This window comes from Burkholderia oklahomensis C6786, assembly GCF_000959365.1.
Lineage (GTDB): Bacteria > Pseudomonadota > Gammaproteobacteria > Burkholderiales > Burkholderiaceae > Burkholderia > Burkholderia oklahomensis.
In genome coordinates, this window is record NZ_CP009555.1 from 1849893 (window position 1) to 1872781 (window position 22889).

Genomic DNA, 22889 nt, shown 5'->3' on the forward strand with positions numbered 1-22889 from the left:
GGGCCGCGCGCAGCGCGGCCCCTAAACTTGTATCAGGGACACTTAACGGATACGGGACACCGACGCTGGCATCGAGCGAGGCGGAGCAAGGACGGAAAGGCAGTTCGGAAAAAAGAAAAGCCCTGAACGCGGCAACGGTCAGGGCTTGCTGCAACAGCGCATTACAAGGACAAGTTGCAATGCACGACGCAAGTATAGGCGACTTCTCGCCGTTCCGTAGAGAGTGGGTAATCCGTGGCCGGAATTTTGGCGACGGTCAGGTCGAAGTGACGGCGACGCGGTTCGATCGGTACATGGGCGCGCTGTCGTTGAATGCGATGCCCAAAGCGAAGCGCGGCGAGTCGGAGAACAGCGAATCGAACCTGATGGACGCCGCGAAACGCGCCAAGCAACAGGTGCGGCTCCGCTGTAAAGCGATTGGAGCGGACCGAATGATCACGTTGACGTACCGCGAGAACATGCAGGACAAAGGTCGCCTCAAGCGCGATTTCGATGCGCTGCGTCGGCGTCTCGCGAAGCTGTCGACGTTCCAGTACGTGGCGACGCCCGAGCGCCAGAAGAGGGGCGCGTGGCATCTCCACGTGGCGGTCAAGGGCCGTCAGAACTATCGAGTGCTGCGCTCGATCTGGCAAAGCATCGTAGGCGTCGGGAATGGCCAAATCAACGTCCGAAACCCGTTCAAGGAGAAGGGATTGCGGCACAAGCTTGCGGCCTACCTAGCGAAGTACATCACCAAGGATTTCGCGGAGCACGCGCTGAACGAAAAGCGGTACTGGACGAGCCGCGGCGTGGTCGTCCCGGAAGTCATGCCGATCGATCACATCACGGCGAATGATCCTGCAGAGGCGTTGAAGACTGCATTTCATGCGGCATTGCGAGCGGGTGCGACATTGGATCGGTGTCAGGCATTTTGGAGGCAAGAGTTAGGGGTTTTCTGGTTATCGACACGTGAAAATTAATTCTAAAAATGTCGAGCCTAGGAGGATTTTAATATCGCATTAATGAGCAAGACTGGTTACGATATTCACTAGATCAATAGCGCAGAGGCGTTTGGAATGGTCTTTGAGGAAATAATCGGAATTTACATGTCGGAGAAGAGGCACCGTAGCCCGGAGCGGGATCAATATTCGTTGCAACGGCTCAAACCGCACTTCAGCGGCCGGGACTTGCGAATGTTGAAACGGGGAGATGTTCGACGGTATGTGTCTGCGCGGCTCGCTGATGGTGTCCGGGAGTCAACCGTAAAGCGTGAGCTCAAGCTATTGTCAGCGGCCATCAATTTCGTGCGGACTGAGCACGACCGTCCGGAATTGCCAAATCCGGTGCAAAGCCTTGGCCTTGATGGTGGTGAGTCGCGTGTCCGCTGGATATCTAGAAGCGAAGCGTCGTCGCTGATTCTCGCTGCTGGAGCAACCGCACGGCAGCCGCATCTATCGAATTTTGTCCGACTCGCGTTGAGCACGGGTTGTCGGAAGAACGAGCTGCTCGCGCTCAAGTGGCAACGTGTTGATTTCGAGCACTCGCACCTTCGACTCGATTGCGAGCACACGAAGAACGGCAAGCGTCGATTGGTGCCGCTGAACAGCGGTGCTGTATCAGCACTGAGGGATCAGCGCGATTGGGTGTCGCGGAATTGCGCTGACTCTGACTGGGTGTTTGCGTCGGGTTCGGGGAGACGGATTAGCACCCTTCAAAAGGGATTCGTCGCCGCATGCGCCCGTGCCGGAATTGAGAACTTCCGCATCCATGATCTACGGCACACCTTTGCGTCGTGGCTCGTCATGGAAGGCGTTTCGCTATACGTCGTCAAGGACCTGTTGGGGCACTCTTCCATCACGGTCACGGAGCGCTATGCCCACTTGTCGCCTGATCAGGGGCGCGCTGCAGTGCAGAAGCTGCTGCCGCTTTGAGACGGCGGGCAGAATTGCAGAAACATAGCAAAATTGCTAACATGAAACAAAATTGGACTGTTGTTTATTACAACGAGCGCGTCAAGCGCGACGTCTTCGCCTTGCCGACCGGGGTTCTGGCTGATTACCTGCGATTGTTGGATCTGGTACAGGAGTTTGGCGCGGACCTACGCATGCCGCATTCGAGGGCAATGGGGGGCGGATTGTTTGAATTGCGCCCCAGAGGCAGAGAGGGCATTGGGCGAGGTTCTACTGCATGCATGTAGGGCGGCACGTCGTTGTGTTGCATTCGTTTGTGAAGAAGACACAAGAGACGCCGCAGAATGAACTGCGGACCGCCCGGGCACGTTTGAGCGAGGTACGGAATGGCTAAGATAGCAACGAAGCGCGCTCGCGCTGAGGGATTCACTCCAGTCCCCCACACGGCGGATGATACAAAGCGCCTGCTGGCAAAGCGTGGTGTTAGAAAGGAATATGACCAGCTGGAGGATGAATACAATGCGCTTCGCGCTATTCTGGTTGCGAGGCATGAAGCTGGTTTGACTCAGGCGCAGGTTGCTGCACGAATGGGAACGACCGCATCGGCTGTATCGCGACTTGAAGCATCATTGTCGAGCGAAAAGCACTCGCCGTCATTTTCGACGCTGCGCAAGTATGCTGCTGCGTGTGGAAAGAGGCTGGTGATCTCCTTTGTCTAATTGATGTGCTCGTGTTCGAAAGGCTGTAGGATATTTATCAATGAACTAAGCGAGAGATAAGCGTTCAAGCGTGCGACGCGATGTAAGGCAGCATATATTGAGAAGCTTGGCAGTAAATGGGGCGCCCCGAGGGGGTGATGTCGCCGGCAAAAAGGCGGCTTGTCAGATATTTGCGAGGAGGGATTCATGGAGAATAATTCAAATGCATGGTTTGATGACTATGCGGAAAATGATGAGGGAAATGATGTTCAAATTGGCGAGTATGATATCACTGCTGCGCCAAACGATTTTAATGTATTGACCATTTATAATTTCTTGGAATCGGGTGCTGTTAAGATCCCTGGATTTCAGAGAAATTATGTTTGGGATATTGGGCGAGCATCAAAGCTAATCGAGTCGCTAATTCTTGGGTTGCCTGTTCCTCAAGTGTTTCTGTATGAGGCTGAGAAAAATAAATTCTTGGTGATCGACGGGCAGCAGCGGCTGATGTCAATTTACTATTTTGTAAAGCAGCGATTCCCCAAAAAGGACAAGCGCACCGCATTGCGGGCGATTTTTGATGAAAAGGGTTCAATTCCGGATGAGGTTATTCACGACGACGAATATTTCGAAAACTTTCGTCTGAAGCTTCCGGAGGTGTTGCCTGGTCGGCCTAATCAGTTTAAGGGGCTCGCTTACGCAACCCTAGGTGCCTATAAGACGCAGTTCGATTTGCGAACGATTCGGAATATTATCATCAAGCAAAACTCGCCGTCGGATGATGATTCGTCCATGTATGAGGTGTTTAATCGCCTTAATACTGGTGGCGTAAATTTGCAAGCACAAGAAATCCGGATGAGTATGTATCACTCTCCGTTCTATGATATGTTGTACAAGATAAATCAGCTTCCGGCATGGAGGAGATTGCTTGGGAATGAAGTGCCGGACCTGCACATGAAAGACGTGGAAATCCTATTGAGAGGATTTGCTCTTTTGGTCGATGGGGAGAATTATGCGCCTTCGATGGTTAAATTTCTGAATCAATTCTCCAGAAAGGCAAAATTTAAGAGCGCTGATGATAATAAGTATCTTCTGAATTTGTTTGATGGATTCTTGAGGGCGTGTGCTAACTTGCCCGGGGATGCCTTCATGAATAAGAAGAATGGACGATTCAACGTTGCCCTGTACGAGTCTGTATTTGCTGGGGCTTGCGAAGAAGCCTTGCACGAACGTAGGGATATCAAACGGGATATTGATGCGGGGAAGCTTATAGAGCTTGAGGGGGACGGCGAATTTGCCGGCGCACTGCAAAAAAGTACGACCGATGCGAAAAACGTCAAGAAGCGATTGGAGCGGGCAAAGGCTATCGTCGGCGTGCTTTAGGAGAATCGATATGACGGCTCAAACGGCTGTAGATCGAATGTTTGCTGAGGCTGCCGAGGTCATGAAGACGGTGAATGCCGCAGGAGATATCTCCCTTATAAGCGCGGCTGCAGACCACTTTAGAAAAGCATTATTGCTCGGCTCGGCTAGTTACTTCGAGCAGCAAATATGTGTTTGTGTGCTTGCTTTTGTTCACGAGCAATCTGGTGGGTGTCCGCTTGTGGGGCAGTTTGTCAAAAACAAGGCTGTTGAAAGGCAGTACCATACGTGGTTTGATTGGAAGCAATCGAATGCCAATCAATTTTTCGGATTATTCGGGCCTGGATTCAAGGATGCGATGAAAGTTCGCATTGGTGCGTCCGATGAGCTAAAGGAGTCGATAGCTGCTTTCCTGGAGGTGGGCGGGGAAAGAAATAAACTTGTTCATCAAGATTACGCCACATTCCAATTGGAAAAAACGATGAATGAGATATACGACCTTTACAAAAAGGCATTGACGTTTGTCGAAGGGCTTCCGTCCTATTTGCGGGAGGCAGCTAGCGCTCCTGCTGCGGAAATGATTGCTTGATAGCTGCCACGCTCTGTATGGCACTTGCATAGCGGCAGGGCTTTGCGGAGCGATCTACTCGTGGTTCGGGAGTCTGAACGGTCGAATGCGCGTCGTGCGTGGCATGGCGGTCATGCTATGTCGACGGACGGCCGCGCTAGAAGGGCTGCGAAAGTTCGTCGAGGGAAGCGGGGCGTTATCCGGCGGTGAGCGGGTCAAGTTTCAATCCGTTGGCTCGCGAGCGCAGAGAGGTGCCGCTCACGAGTTGCAATGCGAGGGCCAGGGTCTTTTGAAGGAGCGTGCGTACCAACGTGGCCTGGTACTGCCCTCCGAAGGAGCGAGCTGGAGCTAACGCCAATTGGCAAAATGTATTCATCTATTTTTGGCTTTTGACAGTGCGATGCCCTAGACTGGTCAGTGTCTTGCTGGCTTCCCGCTATCAGTTGTTCGGGCGCATGGCAGGTTGCCACGGAGATATAGGACGTTAAATCGGGGTTGCCGGGACCAACGCGTTCGGTGTGATGGGACCGTTCTCCCGACTCACGCGGCCCCTCCACGAGGAGCCTGTCACGAGAGGTCATCGCGTCCCATGTAGCCGGCTTCACCACGCACTGGCATGCGGCTTGTGCGCATTCACATTCTTGGCCGGTGGGTCTGTCTGCGCTCAGAATGGCGAATTTCCGTCACCTCAAGGTGGCAGCCCACCCGCTGAGGGAAGGGGAGAATCTACGTCACCTCAACGTGGGGGCCAACCCGCCGAGGGTGGTGGCATGAGCGTCACGATTCCATTAGATTTCCTGTTCCATCTGTTCGGCCGTCCAGCATCACAGGGATCGGCCGACGAACCTCGTACACCCATTGCCGGTAATACACCAGAGACCGCCCCGGGTGACCTGAAGGCGCTATTGGCGGATGGACCACAGTTTCCTCAGTCATGGTCAACAGATCAGTTTGAAGTCAAAGCGCTAGTCAAGGGGGGGTGGCCCCTTGTGATCGACTTCGTTCCCGCGCCCGGCTCCTGCACGTATGTTCTGGTATCCATCGGAGAGCAGGTGGCTTCCCCGGTAGTGATCGATTCAGACGGTCGCCAAGGGCGCCATCTGGTGCGGCTGGACTTCCCGCCCGGCCCACCGGAGCGTCCGTGGCCGGCCCGCTACCGCGTGGTGTCTGTGACCCCATCCTGTCCGTCGCGTAGCCACGCAGCCTCTGGTTCGTCGGACAGACCGTCTCCGCTCGAGGTCTACGGTATCGGAGCGGGACCGCGGGCGGTCGGATCGATAAGCGTGACCGAGCTGCATGTCAGGCCGTCGCAACCGAACGGCCGTACCCATCAGATAGACTATTCATTCGCCACCAAGTCACTCTTCAACCGTGCGACGGTCACGTTTCTTAAATTCGACCGCTCATCGGGTGACGGCCACATACACGCAACGCCGATCCGTTCACTCTCGGTACCGGACCTCATGCAGGGCCCTCACCAGGGACATTGGAACGGTCTCGACGACAACAAGCAACTTTCGCTTGGCATTCACCGGTTGCAGGTACGCGCGTGGGATAATCGGGAAGACGATGCCAGTTGGGCGGGCGCGATCTCCAGTGACTTTGTGACCATCACGCGGCCATGACTACCCGGCCGGGCACTACGCGCCGGTCGCGCAAGCGGCCGCGAACACTTCTGCAAAGAATCGCGAGCGCGGCTGCTGCCATCGGTCTCGTGTTGTTAGTCGTGGCGGCTGTTGAGTACGCGACTAGCCGGCCCTATGCAAAAAAGATGGACATGACGACATGGACGTCCCGTCAGGATGAGGAAGTGGTCGCGACACCGATCGCCCCTGGCGCGCTGATCACCGTCGATGGCGTGAATCATGAGGGTATCGATGTGCATTTCGACAAGGCACGACTCGATTCCGAGAGTAAGCAGTCGTTGGAGGCGCTTGAGTTGCACCCGCCAGACAACGAACTGCCGATCACTTGGCGATCCACTAGCCCGGATCTGACGGGGCACACGACGATCGACGTTGAAGTCACTTCCATTCGGCAGGACCCTGAAATTCATTTCACGTTGCTCGACGAGCGCTCGAACGCGGTGCTCAGCCTCACGGCACAGCGTCTGACACTGCGGGTTAAGCTTGCAGTGGTGTCGGGGGGCGCTGATATGTTGGCCACTACCGACACGAAGAGCCTCGAATGGGCCAATGGCGTTCAACTGCCTCTGCCGGGCGCACTGCCCGTATCGTTCGATGTACCCGAAGGCGCGACGATCCGGTTTGTGTTTCCGTCTAATCAGCCTCACTCTCTTCTGTATCTTGGTGAGCATGACGCGTCGCTAGGGCTCGCGGTGCGTGACATCGGCGTGAAGCCGCTTGAGGGGACGGATTACACCACTTATGCCTGCGGCGCGGAGCCGAAGCACGTCTGGTTGCGTCTTAGTGATCCGAGGGGCGTTTTCTGCTCGTCGAAACAACAGTACTTGTTCGCGAAAGAACTGAGGTTGATACCCGATTCGCTTGAAATACTGGTCGATGGCAGCGCGTGGGTTGCGCACGAAGGGCGGTTTGATCGCTCGGAGAAGTATGACCGGCTTGGCAAGAACCCGGTACTACAGAAGATTGGGGAGTGGCTTATCGCATTGCTCGTGGGATGGATCGGCCTGAAAATAACTGGCATCTGGCCGGGCAAAAAGTGAGGATCCTGAGTCTGGTTCCCACGAGTCCGAATGCGTTGCGGGCAACAAATGTCCAAGCTTCTTTGACTCGAAGCAGCAGCGAGCCGCCCAGGCTCTGCCCTCCGAAGGTGACACATCTCGTCGCACTCCATGATGGCGCGAGAAATACCTGGAAACCTGTCAAAATTGGCAGGATGGTTTCATTTTTCTTCTCCGTGTTACATTCCCTGCGAGATTTTCTCGTTGGGGTTCCCAGATGGGGTTCGCGTTTGTCCGAGAGGGCGATACGACGACGCACGGAGGACGGGTGCTCGCCTGTACGTCGACATTCATCGTCCATGGAAAAGCAATTGCCTTGCTTGGCGACATGGTGTCGTGTCCGCGTTGTGGTGGGATCTTCCCGATTGTCCGCGTGAAACAGCGGAATATGGCGCTTGGGGAACGTCCGGTGGCGACGGATGGCGACAAAACGGCATGCGGCGCCACTCTCATCGCGTCCCAAGGTACTGCCACTGTTATGCCGACAGCGGGTGCCTCCTCAGGTGCCGATACGCCCGCTGTTAGTGGTGGTGCTATACCGTTGCCCGTCGGCTCGATCCGAGGCGGCTTGCATCGTGGACGGTTTCAAGCGGTCGACGACGAAACCGGTCAGCCAATCCCAAATTATCCATACACGGTAACTGGTAGCGGTGGACAGATCGTTTCCGGTCGAACCGACGAGAGCGGCTATACCGATTGGATGGAAAGCAATGGATCGGCATCTCTGACGTTCGACTACAGCGGATCGAAGCCGGCATGACGGACTACGCGAAGGGAACGGGGACCGGATCGACCGGTACGGGCGACGGTAGGACGAACATCGTGCGACTGCGGCGCAACGGGCTTGATTCCGAAGATCGGCAAGCGCTCTGTGCGGTCATTTGCCGATGCAATTCGATGTCAAGTATCGGCGCCAGCGGTCAGCAGTTGAAGCAGCAGTGCGTTAGCGGCCGGCTCAAAGCGGCGGACGCGATCAGCGATCACCGGAGCCCATACAAGGCCGAAGTGAACTACGACATGTCGCGCGATCCGCCTGCCCCGATCATGGATTCCGGGATCGTCACGAAGACGCACGACTACCTGCCGGGGTGGATTCAAAAGTACTGGCCGGGCGGCCTGGGCGGCTACACGCCGGGAGTAGGCAACATACGCCGCCCGGACGTCGTCATCGTCAACGATCCGTCGTCGCCGCCCACGCAAGACAATCTGAAGTCCGTTGTGGAGATAAAATTCCCCGGCGATACGCTGACACGATCCCAGCGCGACGCGTATGTGCAAATTGCCGGCGATTCCGCGAAGGTGTCGGTGATTGGCCCTGACGAGTGTGGTTGTGACCGAGGCAAGACGGAACAACCGTCAGAAAGGTCGGCGGTCTCGACATCAGGTGAATCTTCCTTTGGGGCCGGCCTCGACGCGTATTTGAATAGCCCTCCGCCACCTCCGGTACCTCCTCCTGTATTTGTGCCTTGATGATGAACGACGACGAGATTCAAGCATGGGTTGCTGACCCCAAGCGCGCCGGTACGTTGCCCTTTGCGGCATTCGAGCCGCGCTATCCACACAAAGGCGTTGGCGCCGCGCTGGCGGTGCGCGGAGTGCTGTATTTCAGGGGGGGATATTCAAGCGAAGTTCGTCGCGAAATTGCGGCGTGTTTCGACCAGTATAACGAGGTGACAAGCGGCGCTTTGCTCTGGTTTTTTCAGGAGGGAAAGCGTGCGGTATCGATCGCCAAGGCTTCTACGTTGGCGACGCTGGGAGCGAGGCTAAGCGAAGATCAACCGTTCACGTTCGCGTTCACAAGTGGAGATAGCACGCGCGAAGCGGGCATGTACGGATTCGATGCGTTCTGTCTTGAGAAGTGGCAAGCGGCGCTGGGGACGAGAGGGCTCGACGTGCTGTCTTTCTCATTGCCCGTACCTGTCGCCAAGGCTGATCCCGATCTTCTGCCGAGGCTGTTTGCAGAATTCGCCCGGCATCTCAACGCGATTCACGGACATGCTGGTTACGCGGTGAATTTGCCGCCTACGGCGCGCGAAGAGAACGAGAGCAGCGAGTATTTCATGTCGAATCGACTCGGTCCGGGCCTCGACGTGGGCGATCCTTTTGCAACTGAGGTCCGAAGCCTGATCGACAACATCAAGACTGTCGACTGGCTGACGCTGATCAGCGCTTCGATGGTCGATCGTGTTGGCGGCGTGAGCGCGCTGAAATCCGAGTTGCCGATGGATTGGTATCGGCTGACGCCCTGCTCGGAGGGCTTGCTCATACGAGCTGGAGTTTTGCCTGCTGCGGGCGTGAATTCAGGCGGCGACAAGCCAATCGGTCCGCCGCCCGCGTACGTCGTGCTGAATGCGGCGCTTCACCGCCTTATCCCTGATACCGTCTCCATTCTTCAACGTGGAACTGTGAACGGCGACGCTCCGGTTTTCAACTCGAGGACGAGCAGCAATGCGTGGCTTCGGCGGTTCGATGTTTCCAGCGACGAACTGTTGGCCGCGAAAGCGGCGGTCCTCGATACGCCGAGACTCCCTCACTCATCACGATAGCTGGCGCGAGCCTGCACGGCTCACATTTGCTTGATCCACTGTGGGTTCGTGATTATCATTTCACTGTGCCTGAAACAACAGGCACCCGGATTGGCGTCTGGAAATGCACAAGGCGGGCGACCGCCGAAAGGCGGTATTTTTTCGCCTGCACGTCATGTGCCGCTTATGGTCGGGCCTTGACGGGGGAGCCCTCGGGCTCGCCGGTTCCTTGTGCTCCGGTACGCCAACCTTGTCTTGTGCCCGGCCACCCCATTTGGCGTTGGGGCCCGGGTCACCATACCCGCACAAGGAGCCCGCAACATGCAAGAAGTTGTCGCTCATCCTGAGCCTTCGCAATCCCCCCTTGAGATTATCCGCGCGGCTATACGTGCCGCCGCAGTTGCGCCGTCGGATCGAGCTGCCCTCGATACGTGCGGAGACGCGCTGCGCCTTTTGGCAGCTATTGCCACGAGGAGCGGGAGGGCTGATGCATAAGTCCTTTTCCAGTCCACTCGACGTCGCAATGATCAGCGTGGAGCGCCTGAGCGCGCTGGCGGGCCTGCTGGCGATTGAAGATGTCGTCTCCGCATTTGCTAACTTGTCGCCACTCGCGCAGGTGGCGCTTTTCGGCACATTTGAGTCCGGGTTGGTCGAAGTCCGTACGGCCTTGTTGCAGATGGCGGAAAACGGCGTCGATCACGGTCACGGAACGGTGTGCGCATCTGTCGCAGGACCAGGGATGAGCGGCCGTCCATAAGCTATTGCCATTCTGAACAGCGGCGGGTTCCTGCATGTGCGGGCGTACACAGTCGCGTAACCTCGGCCCGATGCCACATTTACAACAATTTCCTTGGTCTTGTGCCAAAGTGGCGCCACAATGGCGCCTATGAAAGCCGCCCGCAGAGACCCTATCGCGCTTGAGCGTATCAATTTGCGCCTCGCCCCCGAGGTGCTAGAGGCCATTGATGTCGAGTGCTCGCGCCGGGCCGGCAACGTTTCGCGCAACACATGGATTACAGAAGCCGTGACTGAAAAATTGGCACGTCATAGCGCTGCCTTGCGCTCGGCGAATGCGGAGGGAACCGATGTATAGCTTCTATGAATTTTTTGCAGGCGGGGGTATGGCGCGCGCCGGCCTAGGTTCCGACTGGGAGTGTCAATTTGCCAATGATTTCGATTCCAAGAAAGCGATCAGCTATGCTGCGAACTGGGGTGACGATCATTTAAATTCGGACGATGTGGCGGCACTGAGTACAGCGGATTTGCCGGGTCATGTTGATCTCGCCTGGGCTTCTTTTCCCTGCCAAGATCTTTCTCTAGCCGGTGCCGGTGCTGGCCTCAAGGGTGATCGCTCCGGCACTTTCAGGCCGTTCTGGAAACTCGTGAAGGCCTTGGGTGAAGAGGATCGTGCGCCACGCATGGTCGTGCTCGAAAACGTATGCGGTGCCCTTAGCTCGCACGACGGCAAGGATTTCGCCGCTATTAGTGCTGCTTTGTCCAACGGTGGTTATCGATTTGGTGCCGTTGTGATGAACGCGATTCATTTCTTGCCGCAATCTCGACCGCGACTGTTCGTCATTGGAGTGCGCAAGTCTTTTCCGGTACCTCGCAATTTGATTGCTGGTGGTCCGGATGGAGAGTGGCATCCCCCCGCACTGGTTGAAGCGTACGGCAAATTGTCGAAGCGCTCTCAAAGCTCGTGGGTATGGTGGAACGTACCGGCGCCGCCGGTGCGCACGTCGATCTTCGCTGACTTGGTGGAGGATGAGCCGCACGGAGTTACTTGGCATACGGCCGGAGAAACCGAAAGACTGCTTGAGCTGATGAATCCACTCAATCGAGCAAAAGTTGAGGTGGCCAAAAAGGCCAGACGCCGTATGGTTGGTACAATTTATAGACGCACTCGTGCGGATGGTCCCAAGGGGCAAAAGACGCAAAGGGCCGAAATCCGCTTTGATGACGTGGCCGGTTGCCTGCGTACGCCTACCGGCGGCTCTAGCCGCCAAACTATCATGGTGATCGACGGCGAGAGCGTTCGTTCGCGCCTCTTGTCGCCTCGTGAAGCTGCCCGCCTAATGGGATTGCCTGATACCTATCTTTTGCCTGCAAATTACAACGATGCCTATCATCTGGCCGGTGATGGTGTAGTTGTACCGGTTGTTCGGTTTTTGGCGGAACACATTCTGGAACCTTTGTTGTCTGCAACCTTGGCGATTGAGAGGAAGGCCGCGTAATGGCTGATCTGCAAGAAGCTTTACGTACCTTCAGCAAGGGACGGAAATTCGGAGGAAAAGGCCCGCTCTGCGTAGCTTTGGTTATCACCCAACATGCTAGGAAAATGGGGTTGCCTCTCGACCCAGACAACTTGTTGACTGACGCCGGTGGCCAAGTGCTTGGATTGGGCAAGGGCCCAGTGCAGGCGGTGCTCAATCGCCATGGCATCGATCGTGTTTTGGCTGCTGAGGGAGGTCGTACAAGCCGTGGCAGCATTGGCAACATGCGCGAATACGTCGCTTTCCTAAATGCTCAGGCAACCGAGGGCGACGTGGATCTCGATGCAGTTGAATTATTTTGGATTGCACGCGTTCATGAATTCTTCGCGGCTAAGCCATTCAAGATTCGGCTCGATGCTTCGCGCAGTCTTCGGACGTTGGTGCGAGATGTGATCATTCAGGCCGAGGATCGGCAACGCAACACGCCGGGAATGCAGTATGCCGGCGCGGTGTTGCAGCACTTGGTTGGTGCGAAGCTTGATTGCGCAATGGGTACTGGAAACTTTGAGCACAACAGCTTTTCGACATCCGACGCGCAATCAGGGCGCGCTGGGGATTTCTTTATCGGGGACGTGGCTATTCATGTAACCACTGCCCCGGGCGAAGCTGTTATTGGCCGTTGTCGTGACAATATCAATGATGGCCACCGACCAATCATTGTCACGACAGCTCGCGGTCTGGCGGCTGCCGAGGTATTGGCCGAGAATGCCGGTTTGGGCGAGCGCATCGACGTATTCGAAGTTGAACAGTTTGTTGCTCTTAATCTCTACGAGCTGGGCAAGTTCGCTGCAGAAGGGCGTCGTGTGGCGGTCGGCGATGTGGTGACTCGATACAACGAGATTATCGAAGAAGTCGAAACGGATCCGAGTTTGAAGATAGAATTTCGGCAATGAAAGAAGCGCCGGAGCAACGGAGCCGCATCATGCGGGCCGTACGTTCCCGTGACACTCAGCCAGAATTGGCGGTGCGTCGGTTGCTTCGCAGCTTGGGCTTTCCTGGTTATCGATTGCATCGCCCCGACCTACCGGGTAAGCCCGACATTGCTTTTATTGGCCGTCGCAAAGCGATCTTCATACACGGTTGCTTCTGGCACGGCCATAACTGCCCGCGTGGTAACCGCATACCGGTGGCAAATGCCGACTACTGGTGCCGCAAAATTGAGCGCAACCGCCAACGAGATTCGAAACATCTAACAGAGCTGTACAGCCTCGGATGGTTGGTGCTGACAATTTGGGAATGCCAGTTGCGCGACGTGGCTGCTATTTCTGCGAGGCTCGCCAACTTTATGACGGAGGGCGATGCGTCACGCGGCCCGTTTAAGGGGGATGGTGAGATGTCGAAGGAATGAGACGGCGCGCTTTAGCCAGTACGCTAGGTCACGTGAGTACTGCTCTCCGAAGGCAGGGGTTGCTGGTTCGATCCCAGCCGGGCGCGCCAAGCCAGATAAGGAGCCTGTCAGATTTTTAGTGTGCTGAGGTCATGAGACGATAACGGAACTAACGTCCTATGACCGATGCAACTGTGACCAAGAAGAGCAAGAACCCGAAGGCACCGAAGCTGTTTCCCGATGAGCTGATCGATCAGTTGCTTGCCCAGGTTCAGGGCAAGGATGCCGAGTCGATCCTGGGCGAATCGGGGCTGGCCGGCCAGCTCAAGAAGCAACTGGCCGAGCGCATGCTCGCGGCCGAGTTGAGCCACCATCTGGAAGCCGAGACCGAGCAAGGCAGGGCCGGTAACCACCGCAACGGCACCAGCCCCAAGACGGTCCTGACGCCCAACGGCGAACTGAAGCTGGATATTCCGCGCGATCGACAGGCGACGTTCGAGCCGCAGTTGGTCGGCAAGTACCAACGCCGGCTGCCAGGCTTCGACGACCACGTGATCAGCATGTATGCGCGCGGCATGAGCGTTCGCGAGATTCAGGGCCATCTGCTGGAACTGTACGGGTTGCAAGTCTCGCCCGACCTGATTTCGACGGTCACCGACGAGGTGCTGGCCGACGTCGAACAGTGGCAGCAGCGGCCGCTCGAGGCCATGTATCCGATCGTGTACTTTGACGCGCTGCGGCTGAAGATCCGCGACGAAGGCACGGTCAAGAACAAGGCGGTCTATCTGGCGCTGGGCATCCGCGCCGACGGCCGCAAGGAAGTACTGGGTTTGTGGATCGAGCAAACCGAAGGCGCCAAGTTCTGGCTGAAGGTCTTCAACGAGCTGAAGAACCGCGGCTTGCACGACATCCTGATCGCGGTGGTCGATGGGTTGCGCGGCTTCCCCGAAGCGATCGAGGCGGTCTATCCGGCCGCCCAAATCCAGACCTGCATCGTGCATCTGATCCGCAATTCGCTGAATCTGGCGAGCTGGAAGGATCGCAAGCCGCTGGCTGCCGCGATCAAGCCGATCTATCAGGCCGCCACGGCCGAGGCGGCGGCAGCGGCGCTCGACGCCTTTGCGCAAAGCGAGTGGGGGCGCAAATTCCCTACCGTCGCGGCCATGTGGCAGCGCCAATGGGAACAGGTAATCCCCTTCTTCGCCTATCCGCCCGAGGTGCGTCGAATCGTATATACGACAAACGCTATCGGGAGCATGCACATGCAGTTGCGCAAGATCGTCAAGAACCGCGGCCACTTCCCGAGCGACGAAGCCGCCAGCAAACTGCTGTATCTGGCCTTGCGCAACATCGAAAAGGATTGGAAGATGCCGCCTATCACCTGGCGGCAAGCAGTCAATCAGTTCGCCATTCTGTTCGGCGAGCGATTCACCTCCGCCATCAGCTGAGATTTTTAACCGGCCTCAGCACACGAAATTCCTGACACGTCCCAGATAAGGCTTCCAGCGATTTCCTCCCTAGGTCGTTTTCCCCCACTACAGTGAAATTACAGTCAGCCGGCGGCGACCAGCGGCGTTTCTGCCATCCGCTGACACTGCAGTCGGTAGCTCGATCACCTGAGCCGTTTGCAGATGCGGCTGCACCTACCGCGCGAGGTGATCAGCCCACAGGTGCGCATACCGCTGCACCATCTCCAACGTTTCCCATCCGCCGAGTTCCTTGAGCACTTGCAACGGCGTACCGCACCGCACTACACATGCCAGAGCTCCTCCACATGCGCTGCAGAGATCGTGCCAGCGAGTGCTTCGGATGAGCCGGAAGCGGCTGCTTACGATCGCTGGAGCCTGGAGCAGAAGCGTGCATCGCTCGATGTTCCGAGCCCAGATATTCCGCGTGCTCGGATGCAGCAGGAAATAGCGACGAAATGGGCCGCCTTGCACAGGCGGCCCGCCCGAACCGAAGTGAAAGCTCGATCGTCGAATGGCATGCCCTCGCACGTGACGAGCACGCCGCTTTTTTCGATTACATCGCCGCCCATGGCCAGACGGTTGCGTTGGCGTTGACCGGACTGAACAGTTGGCCGGCGCGTTCGAGCCTAGCCCGGCTTGCGGCCGGAAGCTACGGTCCATCCCTCAAAGACGAGTGCGCCTACGCCGGCGAGCAACGCGACGACGGCGATGAAGCCGCCAATCCACGGAATCCATCCGACGAGCGAAAGCGCTAGCGTTGCCAGCGCCGCGAATGCGATGCGCCATCGTTTGAATGCCGCGTCGGTCGGCTGGACGCGGCGCAGGGTCGCATCGCCGAGCGCGATACCCGCGCTCACGTAGCCGATGAGCAGCAGCGCAGGGTAAGCAAGGGCGGCCAATATGCCCAGCGGCGCCCCGATTCCGGTGACAAGCAGCACAATCACAGCAACGGGAACGCAAACAGTCACGACGAATGCCAGCAGCAGACTCAGCAGGAAGCGCTGCCTGACCCTTTCGGACACACGCAGCCAAAAGCCGGGCATGATGGCAACGAGCAGCGCGGCAAGGACCATCAGGCCGATCGTCCAGATCCAGCGCCCGACCCGAAGCACGGTGTGTTCAGGCGCGGCAGGCCGGTGCGTTGTCAGCCGCTCAATGCCTCCACTGACGACGGCGCGTGGATCTTGTTCGATAGGATTTGGACTGCGGTAGCGCAGCGCGCCGGTCACGCGCGCATTCGGACCGAGCGTCACTTCGCGTCCACTCGCTTCCACGTCGCCGCCGATCGCGCCGTTGATATATATGCGGCCGCCTGTTGCCTGGAGGTAGCCCTTGATGTCGCCGATCACGTTGACTCGCCCTCCGGCGATGCTGGCGTTGCCGGAGATCTGCGCGCGCCGGCTGATATCGACCCTGCGGCCGGCAATGCGCGCGTTCCGGCCGACGGCGGCATTCACGACCAACTCGCTGCCCGCAGCGTAAAGGTTCTCGCCAGCGTTGCCGTCGATCAGCAGATCGCGGCCTGCGAGAACGACGTCGCCGGCTACGTTCGATGCAAGCGTGACCGCCTCGCCTGCGGCAATCGCATCGCCGGCAACCGGCTGCTCGATCTCGACGCTGCTGCCCGCAGCGAAGTGGTCGCTGCCGATGTCGTGAGCGAAACCGGACTCTGCGCGCCAGGCCGCGCCGGCCACATCCGCGAGTGCGAGAAGCAATACGATGGATACGACAGCAAGCCGATGCATGATCGCGCTCCCAGTGTGCGGGCGACAGTCTTGGCATGGGCGCGCGCGTCTCCCGGGATCCAGCCCTGTCACTGTTCGTCGCTCGCTCCCCCGTGAAAATCATAGGTCAGGTTGGCGATTCGTCATCGCTATGGAGGCGAGGGTGATTGAGATCGCACGCATTCCTGGTGCGCGGCAACGTTACCCAAGAGGCGGCCGGCGCGCCCGAGACGATAGGAATTGCAGTCAGTTGGGGGATTGGTCGTCGATGTGCGTTTGTGCGCCTTTCGGACTTCTTCGCACACGTCGCGCATTCGTTTCAGAAATGCAATATACGGGGCTGATTCCTGTTTTCCCAAGTATTGAACGGCAGCCGTATTTGTCTCGTCCCATAGTCGTTCGAATTTCTGTTTCACTTCGATCGGTGCCGTCGTGCCTCTGCATCGCGTACACGATGAACATGCGCCCGAATTCCCGGCCTGACTGACGTTGCTTCTCACAGTCAGCACTCACTCGCCGCGAAGCACGCATCCGGTGGCACGCCGCTTCCCGATCGATTGATTTCCTCGACGTCCTTCGAGCGTGCTGAATCTCGAATGTCGAATTGACGTGCCAATAATTTTATTATTGATCGATTTGAGAACGGTGCCTCGCCCTATTGACTTAATGAAAAATACAAACTGCAAGGTATTTATGAAAATTAATTGGAACATCTCGAATTAAGGTCCTAGCATAAATTCCATTGGTATCGCGAATAGCTTCCAAACGTTGGCTTTGCCGATGTCCGGCATGTTTGCAGCAAAGGAGGCGACATGAGCACTACCGGTTTGAAAGGCGAAACAAATCCCGCCGCAAATTCACCGAAGCACGGTCGCGTCATCACGCCCAAGTCGCGCGCCGTGTTCCTCTACGAAGCAGGCAAGCTCGATATCGGACAGGTCAACGAGCTGGAGGGCGGCAAGTTCTTTCCCGCAACCCAAGGCGGATTGAAAGATCCGGACGCGCCGGACGACGTCGCCAACGGCGTACCGCCGCGCGATGGCGAAATCGCGAGCGGCGGACGCACCGCGGACGCCCGGGCGCAGCTCAACGAGCCCGATTCCGTTGCGCATTGGCAGAAGCACGCGGTGCGGTCCGGCCAATCGCTGCAAATCACGTGGTCGTATTCGATGCCGCACAAGACGCGGCGCTGGACCTACTGGATCACCAAACCAGGATGGGATGCCGGTGCGCGGCTCGCACGCGCGCAGTTCGAATCCGAGCCGCTCAAGATCTACCTGAACACGTATCAGCCGTATTGGGGGCCGAACGCAGACCGGGAACTGATCCCCAAGGGCGACACGATTCACGAACTCAATCTGCCGAATCGCACCGGCTATCACGTGCTGCTCGCAGCGTGGGACGTCGCCGATACCGCCAACGCGTTCTATCAGGTGATCGACCTCAATTTCGCGTGAGCCGGTCCGCCATTTCCGTGACCGGTTACGGTTGACCGTGCGAAGAGAATCGCGGCCATCGGATCCGAGCCCATCCGTTGGCCGTCTCGTCCTTCGATCGCCGAGACGATCGTGCGCTCGTGGCGCGAGCCGCACGGCCGTGGTTCGCTCGACATGGATGCACCCGATACGATCGCCGGAGATTCATATGGCCTATGTGCTCGTCGACAGCGCCGATCCCCGCTATTCGACCCTTCAGAAGGGGTTCAACCTGCGCTGGCCGCCGACGGCCAACGCAGGCGCCGCGGCGATCTACGTGTGCCGCACGGCCGACGATGTGATCGCGGCGTCGCGCGATGCGCTCGCGAAGGGCTGCCGGATCACCGTGCGCAGCGGTGGGCATTGCTACGAGGGCTTCGTCGCGAACCGGTTGCCGAGCGACGATGGGCGGCCGCTCGCCATCGTCGATCTCGGCCTGATGTCGGGTTTCGATTTCGATCCGCGCGGGCAGTTGACGTCGGCGTTCGATGGCGCCGGCTTGGCGCGCTACCAGTTTCGGCTGGCCGCGGGCAGCCAGAACTGGGACGGCTATGTCGGTCTGTACAAGACGTCGGGCAAGACGCTCCCCGGCGGCTCGTGCTATTCGGTGGGGGCGGGCGGTCATATCGTCGGCGGCGGATATGGTCTGCTGTCGCGCATGCACGGCCTGACGGTCGACTGGCTGGCCGGCGTCGACATCCTGACGCCCGCGCCGGGCGGCGCCGCGCTCGAGGCGAAGCATGCGCATCTCGGCAGCGCCGATGCGACGGACCGGGCGCTTTTCATCGCGTGCCGCGGCGGCGGCGGCGGCAACTTCGGCATCATCCTGAATTACTACTTCAAGGCGCTGCCCGATGCGCCGCGCGACGCCTACTGGCTGACGCTCGCGTATCCCTGGTCGCATTTCACGAAGGCGAGCTTCGGCCATTTCATCCAGGCTTACTGGGATTGGTTCAGCCGCAACGACGCCGATTGGGACGCCCGCGATCCGGCGCTCGCGAACGGCGGATTGTTCACGCTCCTGAAGCTGCAGCACCGCTCGTCCGGGCCGATCGTGCTCGCGATCCAATACACGGGAAAAGACGGGACGGTCGGCGGTGCGGCGGATGCGCCCTTCATCGATTTCGTCGACACGATGAATGCGGCGGCCGGCCAGATGCCGGTCATCTGGGATCGATTCGTCGCGCCGAATCTTCCGACGCTCGGGCATCCGCTCGCCGGGCAGCGGCTGACGCACGCCACTCAAAACGCGTTGAAGATGGACTGGCTGTATCTGACGCAGATGATCAACCAATCGGGCGCGAATCAGCGCGGCAAGTACAAGTCGGCGTACCAGATCGGCAATTTCGGCGACACCGAGATCGACGCGCTGTGGACCTATCTGAATACCCGAGACGATCCGCGTCTGAACCAAACGCTGGTGCAGATCGATTCGTACGGGGGCTGCGTGAACACGAACGACGAAAGCACGAACCCGACGTCGGTCTATCAGCGGCGTTCGTTATTGAAGTCCCAGTATCAGACCTACTGGACGAATCCCGGCGACGACGCATTCCATGTCGAATGGCTGCACGATCTGTTCAACGCCGTGCATGCGGATCAGGGCGGCAAGCCCTACGGCGATGCCAGCGGCCGCTACGAGGGCTGCTACATCAACTATCCGGACATCGACATGAAGTATCTCGAGAAGGACCCGGCGCGAATCGATCCCCGATGGCTCGAGCTTTACTACGGCGACAAGGCGGCGTCGCTCGTCGCGACGAAGCAGGCGGTCGATCCGGGGAATCTGTTCAGGCATGAGATGTCGATTCCGCTGACGCCGCCGGTGGGCTGACCGCGCGATCGTCGATGGCCATGCGTGGTGATTGCATCTGCAGTGCTCGCTGTAGATCGGTTGCAAACGTTCCGTTGAACGACGTTTACGGGACGCGAGAGCGCCGCGGGCGAATTCGTCTGCGGCGGCCTTTTCGAGTTGTTTGCGGTTTCGTCCATTAATGGAAAGCCGGCGCATCGACGCCGCATCAGGAGACCAAGATGCCGACAAAAATCGTGGACCTATCAGCGCGCTCCGAGATCATTCGTGACGAGCCATTCCATGTCCATTTTTGGGAATGCACGCCCGACGAATATCTCGAATATCTGTCCCACCCGCGCGCCTTCTTGTCGAAGATCGGGATAAACATTCCCGACGATTGCCGTATCGAAACGACCATCGAGAATCACGATTGGATCGGCCAGCATGCGCCGGGTCTGAAGAGCGCGAACGGCACGATCATCTGTAACGTGGGCGGCGGCAACGTTGCGCGCGCCGTCTATCGCGTGGTGAGTTACGGCCATGATCACGCTACCGTAGGCAAATTCAAGAAGCAGCTTTTGCATGCGGAGGACGAGCAGCAGAAGCAGTGACAACGGCAAACGAGGGAGCGCCGCATGGGACTCCATGCGGCGCTCGAGCCGCATGCGGGCGCGCCGTGCGGTCATGTGCCGCTGCATGCGCAGCCGCCTTCGCGGGCGCCTGTTTTCGCCTCGGCGTCGAGCCGGCGACTGCGTTGCCAGCATTGCATCGTTCGCCGCTCCTTTGCTCCGGGAGCAACGGAATCGAGATGGCGCGCCGCTCGAACAGCAGCCATTCAGTTGCGAGCCCTCGATTCACGTTTCATCGCCAATCTTTCTGATCGACTCGCGCCCTTTCAAAGTCGTTGGAGAAATGGCGGTACATCGGACAAAAACACGAGCGCACACGGTGTAAACCCTAGAGCAAAAACCCTGGCTCCTCGTCTTCTGCGGGTTAAGTCGAACGTTTCTGCAGCCGTTAACCAATAAGTTCGCCCTACACCCCACGTCGCCTCCATGCTCTCCTCGATCCGGTCCCGCATCCTCGTCGCGTGCCTTGCCATCGTCATCGGCTCGCTCGTCATCAACACGGCGCTCAACTACTTCGTCGCCAATCGCTACAACCGCGAGTCCATCAGCCAGAACCTCAGCGCGGTGCTGACCGGCCACGAGGCGGGCATCGCCGACTGGGTCGCGTCGAAGACGCAGATGATCGTGTCGGTCGAAGACGCAACCCTCGCGCCCGATCCGATTCCGGCGCTCAAGCAGATCGCCGCCGCGGGCGGGTTCACCAACGTCTACGTCGGCTACGCGGACAAGACCGCGAAGTTCTCCGACCCGACCGGCATTCCGCCCGACTACGATCCGACCGGCCGCCCGTGGTACAAGCAGGCCGTGCAGGCGGGCAAGCCCATCGTCACGCCGCCTTACGTCGATGTCGGGACGGGCAAGCTCGTCGTCGCGTTCGCCGCGCCGATCCTGAGGGACGGCGCACTGAAGGGCGTCGTGTCCGGCGACGTCGCGATGGACAGCGTGATCGCGAACGTGAAGGCGATCCATCCGACGCCCGAGAGCTTCGGGATGCTCGTCGACCGCGGCGGCCACATCGTCGCGCATTCCGATCCGAAGCTCACGCTCAAGCCCGTCACCGATCTCGCGGACGATCTGAGCATCGACGCGCTCGCCGCGTCGTCGGCCGACGACAACGCCGCGCCGGTCGAAGCGCACGTCGCGGGCGCCGCGAAGCTGATGCGCGCGCGCGCCGTGCCGGGCACCGACTGGCTGACCGTCGTCGCGCTCGACAAGTCCGACGCGATGGCCGGCATGCATTCGCTGCTGCTCGTGTCGATCGGCACGCTCGTCGCGCTCGTCGCCGTCGCGGCGGTGATCGTGAGCGCCGTCACGGGCGTCGCGTTCAAGGGGCTCGCGCGCGTTCGCGACGCGATGGAGTCGATCGGCTCCGGCACGGGCGACCTGACGCAGCGTCTGCCCGACACGGGCCGCGACGAAGTCGCGCAGATCGCGCGCTCGTTCAATGCGTTCGTCGGCAAGCTGCACGACGTGATGCGCGTGATTCGCGATGCGAGCGAATCGGTGCGCCATGCGGCGAGCGAAATCGCATCGGGCAACCACGATCTGTCGCGCCGCACCGAATCGGCCGCGGCGAGCCTTCAGGAGACGGCCGCGTCGATCGAGGAGATCACGTCGACGGTCACGCAATCGGCGGGCGCCGCGCGCCAGGCCAACGACATCGCGACGAACGCGGCGTCCGTCGCGTCGCGCGGCGGCACGGTCGTCTCCGACGTCGTGTCGACGATGCACGAGATCGAAGGTGCATCCGGCAAGATCAGCGACATCATCGGCGTGATCGACGGCATCGCGTTCCAGACCAACATCCTCGCGCTGAATGCGGCTGTCGAGGCGGCGCGGGCGGGCGAGGAAGGGCGCGGCTTCGCGGTCGTCGCGGGCGAGGTGCGCACGCTCGCGCAGCGCAGCGCGCAGGCGGCGAAGGAGATCAAGGCGCTGATCGCTTCGAGCGTCACGAGCGTGTCGACGGGAGCGACGCTGGTTCAGGAGGCGGGGCAGACGATGAGCGACATCGTCGGCACGGTCTCGAACGTGACGACGATCATGCGCGAGATCTCGAACGCCGCCGACGAGCAGACGCGCGGCATCCAGGAAGTGAACCGCGCGGTCGCGCAGCTCGACGAGATGGTCCAGCAGAATGCGGCGCTCGTCGAGCAGTCGGCCGCCGCGGCTTCGGCGCTGCAGACGCAGGCGGTGGAGCTTGCCGAAGCGGTCGGGCAGTTCAGGGTCGCCTGATTCGATTCGGCACGGCGGCGCTTCGCATCGATGTCGTCGCGCCATTCGGCATCGGCGCGTGCATCATGTGCGGCCGGCCGGGCAAGCGCCGGCTGCGGCAGGTTGCCGGCCTGTACCGCGTCCGGTTTCGCGTCGGCGCCGTCGCACGCGGCGCGACGCGGCACGGGAACGGGGACTCGTTAAGCGATGCTTCGTCGAAGCAAGTCGGCAAGGACGCCA

At 59.1% G+C, this 22889-nt stretch carries 20 protein-coding genes and 2 pseudogenes; 20 read left to right on the forward strand and 2 right to left on the reverse strand.

Features of this window, described 5'->3' with window-relative positions; genetic code table 11:
- The first annotated feature begins 179 nt into the window (after nucleotides 1–179).
- The 16 genes and pseudogenes from BG90_RS08250 to BG90_RS08315 all read left to right on the forward strand — a co-directional run bounded on the left by BG90_RS08250 (nucleotide 180) and on the right by BG90_RS08315 (nucleotide 14794).
- On the forward strand, nucleotides 180–959 hold the full coding sequence (locus tag BG90_RS08250) for a rolling circle replication-associated protein (RefSeq protein ID WP_010117465.1): 780 nt from the start codon (nucleotides 180–182) through the stop codon (nucleotides 957–959).
- Nucleotides 960–1055: 96 nt separating this feature from the next.
- Entirely contained in the window at nucleotides 1056–1910 is an 855-nt protein-coding gene (locus BG90_RS08255) for a tyrosine-type recombinase/integrase (RefSeq protein WP_081469865.1), read from the forward strand.
- 41 nt (nucleotides 1911–1951) lie between these two features.
- Nucleotides 1952–2283, forward strand: a pseudogene (locus BG90_RS32240) (type II toxin-antitoxin system RelE/ParE family toxin).
- Complete coding sequence (locus BG90_RS32245; RefSeq protein ID WP_010117461.1) at nucleotides 2276–2608, forward strand: helix-turn-helix domain-containing protein; 333 nt, start codon at nucleotides 2276–2278, stop codon at nucleotides 2606–2608. The pseudogene BG90_RS32240 and the gene BG90_RS32245 overlap by 8 nt, the downstream one beginning before the upstream one ends.
- 186 nt (nucleotides 2609–2794) lie before the next feature.
- Nucleotides 2795–3970: a DUF262 domain-containing protein gene (locus tag BG90_RS08260; protein ID WP_038802027.1), complete on the forward strand. Its 1176-nt coding sequence runs from the start codon at nucleotides 2795–2797 to the stop codon at nucleotides 3968–3970.
- A gap of 10 nt (nucleotides 3971–3980) precedes the next feature.
- On the forward strand, nucleotides 3981–4538 hold the full coding sequence (locus BG90_RS08265) for a HEPN domain-containing protein (protein ID WP_025990045.1): 558 nt from the start codon (nucleotides 3981–3983) through the stop codon (nucleotides 4536–4538).
- A gap of 749 nt (nucleotides 4539–5287) precedes the next feature.
- Entirely contained in the window at nucleotides 5288–6142 is an 855-nt protein-coding gene (locus tag BG90_RS34865; protein ID WP_124072245.1) for a hypothetical protein, read from the forward strand.
- Nucleotides 6143–6288: 146 nt separating this feature from the next.
- Entirely contained in the window at nucleotides 6289–7203 is a 915-nt protein-coding gene (locus BG90_RS08270; RefSeq protein WP_010117456.1) for a hypothetical protein, read from the forward strand.
- 235 nt (nucleotides 7204–7438) lie between these two features.
- The gene (locus BG90_RS32250) at nucleotides 7439–7981 is read left to right on the forward strand and encodes a PAAR domain-containing protein (RefSeq protein WP_010117455.1); all 543 of its coding nucleotides are present in this window, start codon (nucleotides 7439–7441) and stop codon (nucleotides 7979–7981) included.
- Nucleotides 7978–8691: a VRR-NUC domain-containing protein gene (locus BG90_RS36960; protein WP_198140420.1), complete on the forward strand. Its 714-nt coding sequence runs from the start codon at nucleotides 7978–7980 to the stop codon at nucleotides 8689–8691. The genes BG90_RS32250 and BG90_RS36960 overlap by 4 nt, the downstream gene beginning before the upstream one ends.
- Nucleotides 8691–9767, forward strand: coding sequence for a type VI immunity family protein (locus BG90_RS08280; protein WP_010117452.1), 1077 nt, complete (start codon nucleotides 8691–8693; stop codon nucleotides 9765–9767). The genes BG90_RS36960 and BG90_RS08280 overlap by 1 nt, the downstream gene beginning before the upstream one ends.
- Nucleotides 9768–10233: 466 nt before the next feature.
- On the forward strand, nucleotides 10234–10503 hold the full coding sequence (locus BG90_RS08285; RefSeq protein WP_010117450.1) for a hypothetical protein: 270 nt from the start codon (nucleotides 10234–10236) through the stop codon (nucleotides 10501–10503).
- A gap of 328 nt (nucleotides 10504–10831) precedes the next feature.
- Entirely contained in the window at nucleotides 10832–11980 is a 1149-nt protein-coding gene (locus tag BG90_RS32260; RefSeq protein WP_010117446.1) for a DNA cytosine methyltransferase, read from the forward strand.
- A complete protein-coding gene (locus tag BG90_RS32265; RefSeq protein ID WP_010117442.1) occupies nucleotides 11980–12912 on the forward strand; it encodes a DUF4928 family protein in 933 nt (310 codons plus the stop codon). Before BG90_RS32260 ends, BG90_RS32265 begins: the two co-directional genes overlap by 1 nt.
- Entirely contained in the window at nucleotides 12909–13367 is a 459-nt protein-coding gene (locus tag BG90_RS08305; RefSeq protein WP_010117439.1) for a very short patch repair endonuclease, read from the forward strand. Before BG90_RS32265 ends, BG90_RS08305 begins: the two co-directional genes overlap by 4 nt.
- 158 nt (nucleotides 13368–13525) lie before the next feature.
- Nucleotides 13526–14794, forward strand: coding sequence for an IS256 family transposase (locus BG90_RS08315; protein WP_045568109.1), 1269 nt, complete (start codon nucleotides 13526–13528; stop codon nucleotides 14792–14794).
- Nucleotides 14795–14881: 87 nt separating this feature from the next.
- Here the strand turns inward: BG90_RS08315 and BG90_RS38045 are convergent.
- Together BG90_RS38045 and BG90_RS08320 are read right to left on the reverse strand one after the other, a co-directional pair.
- A pseudogene (locus BG90_RS38045) lies at nucleotides 14882–15157 on the reverse strand (hypothetical protein); the annotation flags it as partial.
- Between the two features lie 284 nt (nucleotides 15158–15441).
- The gene (locus tag BG90_RS08320) at nucleotides 15442–16560 is read right to left on the reverse strand and encodes a DUF8173 domain-containing protein (protein WP_232239061.1); all 1119 of its coding nucleotides are present in this window, start codon (nucleotides 16558–16560) and stop codon (nucleotides 15442–15444) included.
- 791 nt (nucleotides 16561–17351) lie between these two features.
- On the opposite strand from BG90_RS08320, the gene BG90_RS08325 reads away from it, so the two are divergent.
- The 4 genes from BG90_RS08325 (at nucleotide 17352) to BG90_RS08340 (ending at nucleotide 22670) form a co-directional block, all read left to right on the forward strand.
- Nucleotides 17352–17996, forward strand: coding sequence for a lytic polysaccharide monooxygenase auxiliary activity family 9 protein (locus BG90_RS08325; protein ID WP_025990434.1), 645 nt, complete (start codon nucleotides 17352–17354; stop codon nucleotides 17994–17996).
- A 187-nt stretch (nucleotides 17997–18183) separates the two neighbouring features.
- Nucleotides 18184–19848 carry an FAD-binding oxidoreductase gene (locus tag BG90_RS08330; protein ID WP_010121140.1) on the forward strand — a complete coding sequence of 555 codons (1665 nt, stop codon included), beginning with the start codon at nucleotides 18184–18186 and terminating at the stop codon, nucleotides 19846–19848.
- A 200-nt stretch (nucleotides 19849–20048) separates the two neighbouring features.
- Nucleotides 20049–20420, forward strand: a complete 372-nt coding sequence (locus BG90_RS08335) for a hypothetical protein (protein ID WP_010107115.1) — start codon at nucleotides 20049–20051, stop codon at nucleotides 20418–20420.
- A 444-nt stretch (nucleotides 20421–20864) separates the two neighbouring features.
- Complete coding sequence (locus tag BG90_RS08340) at nucleotides 20865–22670, forward strand: methyl-accepting chemotaxis protein (protein WP_010121136.1); 1806 nt, start codon at nucleotides 20865–20867, stop codon at nucleotides 22668–22670.
- Nucleotides 22671–22889: the final 219 nt, after the last annotated feature.